A 4,410-nucleotide genomic window follows, 5' to 3' on the forward strand; every position below is an offset into this window, starting at 1 on the left:
TCGAGGGTATCAACAACAAAATAAAGACCATGAAACGGCAGGCATATGGTTTTCGGGATCTCGACTTTTTCAAGCTCAAGATCAAAGCTATTCACCTCGCCAGGTACGAACTTGTCGGATGAACCCAAAAAACATGACCCTGAAAGAGGCGGCGGAGTACGTCGGCTTCTCGCCGGATCATTTTAGGCGGCTGGCCGTTGAACAACGGATAATTCCTTTTTCCCGCCCATCAGGTCACCCGAAGGGAAAACTCCTGTTCCGCAAGGCTGATCTTGATAGCTTTCTGGACAGCTCAATAAAAGACGGAATCGTCGTAAAGCGGGCTGGTCGAAAACGAAAATCAAAGAATATTAATTTTTGGTAAGTCGCCGCTGCGAGGATGTCTATAGTCGATGATGAACAGTTTTGAAAATCGATAATCAATCAAAATTTCATGCAAAAGGAAATACCCCGACTCAACATGGTGACAACAGTCAGGTTGCGCTCTCCAAGCCTGTTTCTGAACATTGTCTCAATCTTTTGTCTCCGGAACTACGAGAAAAAATTCGTAAGCTGGAGCAAATTCCTATCCTGCCGGACTGGCCACAAAAAACGCGGGGGGTACCCAACCTCTGTCTCCGTTCTGCACTTTTCGGGGTAATCAAGCGAGGCAGGCGAAGGGCTGTTAAAGGCGAGTTAATTGCAGCAGTTAAAGGGCTTGATATTCGCTATACGGGATGGAGACTGGATCAGGGAGACTTTGATGTCCTGGTGCAGGCTCTTCATTTACAAACCCATCATATCGAAAGAACACCGGAATTTTACATACGCTTTCAGGTAAAGACCTTTCTCCGTTCTATTGGCCGTCAATCGGGAAAATCTGGCCGGGAGTGGCTTAAGGACTGTTTTCGAAGATTGACCGCCACCGCAGTGGAGATCAACGTCGATGTGAATAACAGGTTGCTGAACGGACAATATACCTATGCTGGGTCGTTGGTGGACGAGTTTTACTATAATGACCGGAAACAAACCTATTTTTTGAAAATCAATCCAAAACTTGCTGAACTATTCGATGCAGGCTGGACCCAACTGCAGTGGCAGCAACGACTCAGGCTTAAAACAAATTTATCCAAATGGCTGCATGGGTTTTATGCCAGTCATAGATCACCTTATCCAATCAAAATTGCAACCTTAAAGCATCTATGCGGATCCGACTGTAAGCGTTTGGTCGATTATCGGCGGAGTATCCGCATGGCAATGGACGAATTGGTCAATGTTGGAGCAATTCAAAGCTGGAAAATTGATGGCGATGACAAGCTGCATGTACAGCGATTTGCAAACAACCAAGTTTTAAAATGAGATTTCAGGGGGGGCATAGCACTCACACTGAGGGGGCATAGAACCCACACTTGGGGGGCATAGAACACACACCCAGGGGGCATAGCACTCACACCGGGGGGCATAGCACTCACACCAAGGGGGGCATAGCACTCACACAAAGGGGGCATAGCACTCGCACTTTACAAAATAGAAACAGTCTCAAACGCCGATGGGCAGGGAGTTTCAGTCGATCGTGAAAATCAGCTAATCATCTTTAATCTTTCTTTAATCTTTTAGTACGCGCAAATGTAAGAGGAACCAGGGAACAAATGACTTGTCCGATGCAAAGTAATCAGCAACTTTCCAACAGGGAAATCTGGTCCATGGTCCAGCAATGGGTTTCGACCAATAAAAAACTCATCCGCCAGATTGCATCGCCCTATTTCAGGTTTATGGCAGGAGACAATGAAGATCTGTACCAGGAAGCAATTATTGCAGCCTTCAAAGCACTGGTCATTTCCAGGAAGAAGAAAAAGCAGGAGCAGTTTGTCCGCTACTTTCGGGTGATTTTCAGAACCAACTGCATACTGCTCGCTTCAGGGATCCAGACCGTCCATTGCCTGGAAGATTATTTTCTCCCTTCTCCGAAACAAGAAGAAAAAACAAAAGAGCCGGAGAAAGAAGAAATCAACCAAGCCTTAACAGCGGTCACCACAAGGCAGAAAGAGATATGCCTCTGGCTTCTCAGGCAGCCTGTCCCGGTCTGTACCAGGGACATTGCCAGAGAATTTAATGTCAGCCGCCGTCATGCCTGCCGTTTGGTGATGCATAGCATTCAGAGAATATCAGGAGCAACAACATGATGTATATCACCGAGTATGCCACAGTTACGTCTATTCCTAGAAAAATTCTTCGCTATTTGAATCATCAGAAACTCATACAGGATCCTCTCTGTCATGAAGATTTTGTCCGTCTCCGATTTCTGGAACAGATTTGGGGAAATAAAAAAATACTTCGAGGCCAGCTGAGCCGTCTTTCTCTAAAGGCAAGAGAAAACTTTCTCAGAACTGCAGATCTGCCAAGCAAATGGGAACGCTATGCCTCCACCAGATTTTACAACCTTGAGAATGGGAAAAAACTTCCCATGGCAGCCCTCATCGAAGAGATACAAACAACCTTTGGTTTTCTCCTCTCAAAGAAACAGATAAGCCGCCTGTATAAAATCCGAAACAGGGTTCAGGTAGCCAGGCATCGGGAAAAGATCAGGGCAGAAAACAATCGCAATGCTCTCTTACAGAGCACAAACAAATAAGTAATAAACATCATTTATTGGAACTTACATTTCAGGTGATGAGGAAGCCGGACCGAATAATTTTCAGGGTGAAAAATGAATAACAGGTCACCCTGCCGGAAAAAAGAAAACAGAGATGAACACAACAACCAAAATCATATTTGCAGCTTTGATCTCCATGTTGCTGATCCCGAAAATTTCTGGAGCACTGGAGATCCGGCAGGAGCTATACACCTATCGAATGGCAATGGTCCGTGATGTAACCACGAACACCTTTGTGATCGGTGAAAGGGTATCTTCCAGGGGTGTCCCTGCATACAGGTGTCATATTGCTCAGGTGTTGTTTGAGATGGGAAGCGCAGTTCTTCAACCGATGGTCGCAGAAACGCTATTGTCGGATTTGATAAGATGCGAGGGAATGGATATGGCTTTACAGGTCACTGGCCATGCCTGTCAGTTTGGTCCGGAACAACTCAACCAGACCCTTTCCCGGCAACGGGCAGAAACTGTAGCTCGGTTTTTACAGGAACACGGTTTTGCGGTGGCATCAGTACAGGGCAAAGGGGCAGAACAGCCTGTTACCGATGATCCCAAAGAATATTTTAAGAACCGGCGGGTTGAAATAACCTTGCGGCCATAAAGAGCAAACATGCTGTCTTGCATTAATACGATAGCTTTTTAAGTAACTTGCAGCAAAAGGAGAACCTCATGAAAACCAGTTTTACCCCACAAGGAAAGCAAATTCGGCAGGCAAAGATCCTCACGGGATTTGTCGTTCTTTTGGCGGCCTGTCTGCTGTCTGCCAACGCAATGGCCATGACTGTACCGGCAGCGGGTTCATTTGCCTATGACCTCTATGATATCGGTGTGAACCAGATTCTGCTTGGCCCCATCGGCTTTATTGCCGGAGTGGCCTGCATGGTCTTTGCGGCCATCCTGGCTATCCGACAGATGATACTGCCGGCAGCCGGAGTCGTTCTTGGTGGTGCCTTTCTGCTCAAGGCAGACAGTGTTGTCCAGACCATCGGTGCGGTGATCAGCTGATAGGAAATGAGAAGCGAGAATGGCAGAAAATAATTTTTCCCACAGGTTCCCGCAGTATCTGTCCAAGCCGATTCAGGTACTCTGGTTTGAGACCGATGAGTTGATCCTGTTTGTGTTTACGCTCACCCTGGCGCTCCTGTACGGCAAGATCATGTGGCTGATCTTTCTCGTCACCCAATATTTTTATACTCGTACCAAGCGAGTGAAGTCGCGGGGATTTTTAAAACATATCCTTTACATGTTCGGATTCATCCAGATGAAAAATTATCCTGATTATTTTCAACGTGAGTTCCACGAATGAAAACGAATATTTTTGTCCAGAAAACCAGTAACCTCTTTGTGGAGAATCGGTTGCTGAAGTTTGTCATCGTTGTTCTGTCGCTGGCAGTAATTTTCAATTCATTCATGGTATATCGTGCGGTTAAGTATCAGCGAGTTGTTTTGATACCACCGAAAATGACCGGCACGGTTGAATTTGTTCAGGGCAAACCCACGGATACTTACCTGAAGGATATGACGAGGAGAATCGTCAACCTGGCAGGCACCTATTCTCCGCCAACGGCAAGGGCACAGTTCGAGGAGCTGCTTTTCTACTATGCCCCGGAGTCCTATCCACAGGCTTCAAAAGCCTGGTACTCCCTGGCCAGCAGGGTGGAGGAATCGCAGGTCAGTTCCGTTTTTTATCTGGAAAGTATCAAGCTCGGTGAAAGTTTTATTGAGGTTTTCGGCAATCTCAAACAATTGGCAGGAAATACTCAGCTTGAAAACACCAGTAA

Annotated in this window: 9 protein-coding genes; all 9 read left to right on the plus strand. The window is 46.3% G+C overall.

Going from position 1 to position 4,410, the window contains the following annotated elements; all coding sequences use genetic code 11:
• Window positions 1-122: transposase (locus tag ACXLDX_RS11540; RefSeq protein ID WP_457577343.1), on the plus strand; the 122-nt coding region annotated here is incomplete at its 5' end.
• Entirely contained in the window at window positions 119-364 is a 246-nt protein-coding gene (locus tag ACXLDX_RS11545) for a helix-turn-helix domain-containing protein (RefSeq protein WP_457577335.1), read from the plus strand. The genes ACXLDX_RS11540 and ACXLDX_RS11545, both read left to right, overlap by 4 nt.
• A gap of 41 nt (window positions 365-405) precedes the next feature.
• The gene (gene trfA, locus ACXLDX_RS11550; protein ID WP_457577336.1) at window positions 406-1,338 is read left to right on the plus strand and encodes a plasmid replication initiator TrfA; all 933 of its coding nucleotides are present in this window, start codon (window positions 406-408) and stop codon (window positions 1,336-1,338) included.
• 290 nt (window positions 1,339-1,628) lie between these two features.
• Entirely contained in the window at window positions 1,629-2,162 is a 534-nt protein-coding gene (locus ACXLDX_RS11555) for a sigma-70 RNA polymerase sigma factor region 4 domain-containing protein (protein WP_457577337.1), read from the plus strand.
• Complete coding sequence (locus ACXLDX_RS11560; protein WP_457577338.1) at window positions 2,159-2,611, plus strand: hypothetical protein; 453 nt, start codon at window positions 2,159-2,161, stop codon at window positions 2,609-2,611. The genes ACXLDX_RS11555 and ACXLDX_RS11560 overlap by 4 nt, the downstream gene beginning before the upstream one ends.
• Before the next feature lie 115 nt (window positions 2,612-2,726).
• Window positions 2,727-3,230 carry an OmpA family protein gene (locus tag ACXLDX_RS11565; protein WP_457577339.1) on the plus strand — a complete coding sequence of 168 codons (504 nt, stop codon included), beginning with the start codon at window positions 2,727-2,729 and terminating at the stop codon, window positions 3,228-3,230.
• Window positions 3,231-3,298: 68 nt separating this feature from the next.
• Window positions 3,299-3,634 carry a hypothetical protein gene (locus tag ACXLDX_RS11570; protein WP_457577340.1) on the plus strand — a complete coding sequence of 112 codons (336 nt, stop codon included), beginning with the start codon at window positions 3,299-3,301 and terminating at the stop codon, window positions 3,632-3,634.
• A gap of 19 nt (window positions 3,635-3,653) precedes the next feature.
• On the plus strand, window positions 3,654-3,935 hold the full coding sequence (gene traL / locus ACXLDX_RS11575) for a type IV conjugative transfer system protein TraL (RefSeq protein WP_457577341.1): 282 nt from the start codon (window positions 3,654-3,656) through the stop codon (window positions 3,933-3,935).
• Window positions 3,932-4,410, plus strand: a 479-nt coding sequence (locus tag ACXLDX_RS11580; protein WP_457577342.1) for a TraE/TraK family type IV conjugative transfer system protein, incomplete at its 3' end; no start/stop codon positions are given. The genes traL and ACXLDX_RS11580, both read left to right, overlap by 4 nt.

Source organism: Desulfomarina sp., assembly GCF_054039375.1.